This window comes from Streptomyces sp. NPDC018031, assembly GCF_044327625.1.
GTDB lineage: Bacteria > Actinomycetota > Actinomycetes > Streptomycetales > Streptomycetaceae > Streptomyces.
In genome coordinates this window covers 1-1,037 of the sequence record NZ_JBIRFT010000079.1, presented here as the reverse complement: position 1 = coordinate 1,037, position 1,037 = coordinate 1, and the positions used below count along the sequence as shown (strand labels likewise).

2 protein-coding genes are annotated in these 1,037 nt (G+C 78.1%); one reads left to right on the top strand and one right to left on the bottom strand.

Annotated features, from left to right (window positions below):
- The coding region (locus ACH4B3_RS34325; RefSeq protein WP_398469729.1) for a hypothetical protein at positions 1–723 on the bottom strand (723 nt) is incomplete at its 3' end.
- 3 nt (positions 724–726) lie between these two features.
- Here ACH4B3_RS34325 and ACH4B3_RS34320 point away from each other — a divergent pair.
- Positions 727–1,037 (top strand): hypothetical protein (locus ACH4B3_RS34320; protein WP_398469727.1); only part of this gene is annotated, 311 nt, incomplete at its 3' end.

Sequence of the window (1,037 nt, the reverse complement as noted above, 5' to 3'; positions counted from 1 at the left end):
CTCGACGTACTGCGGGGGGCGGGGGCGGAGGGGCAGGTTGGCGCCTTGCTGGCTCGCGACCCCGCCGCCCACGTCGCCCTCGAGGATCCGTACGCCGTGGCCTACCTGCTCGACGTACTGCGGGGGGCGGGGGCGGAGGGGCAGGTTGGCGCCTTGCTGGCTCGCGACCCCGCCGCCCACGTCGCCCTCGAGGATCCGTACGCCGTGGGCTCCCTGCTCGGCGTACTGCAGGAGGCGGGGGCGGAGGGGCAGGTTGGCGCCTTGCTGGCTCGCGACCCCGCCGCCCACGTCGCCCTTGGCGACCCGGACGCGGTGGACCGCCTGCTCGGCGTACTGCGGGGGGCGGGGGCGGAGGGGCAGGCGGCTGTCCTGGCCGAGCGAGCCGCCGCGCACGTCGCCCTCGAGGATCCGTACGCCGTGGCCCGCCTGCTCGGCGTACTGCGGGGGGCGGGGGCGGGACAGGTTGCTGTCCTGGCCGAGCGAGCCGCCGCGCACGTCGCCCTCGAGGATCCGTACGCCGTGGCCTACCTGCTCGGCGTACTGCGGGGGGCGGGGGCGGAGGGGCAGGCGGCAGTCCTGGCCGAGCGAGCCGCCGCCCACGTCGCCCTCGAGGACCCGGACGCCGTGGCCTACCTGCTCGGCGTACTGCGGGGGGCGGGGGCGGGACAGGTTGCTGTCCTGGCCGAGCGAGCCGCCGCGCACGTCGCCCTCGAGGATCCGCACGCGGTGGCCATCCTGCTCGACGTACTGCGGGGGGCGGGGGCGGAGGGGCAGGTTGGCGCCTTGCTGGCTCGCGACCCCGCCGCCCACGTCGCCCTCGAGGACCCGGACGCCGTGGCCTACCTGCTCGACGTACTGCGGGGGGCGGGGGCGGAGGGGCAGGTTGGCGCCTTGCTGGCTCGCGACCCCGCCGCCCACGTCGCCCTCGGCGACCCGGACGCGGTGGCCCGCCTGCTCGGCGTACTGCGGGGGGCGGGGGCGGAGGGGCAGGCGGCTGTCCTGGCCGAGCGAGCCGCCGCGCACGTCGCCCTCGAGGA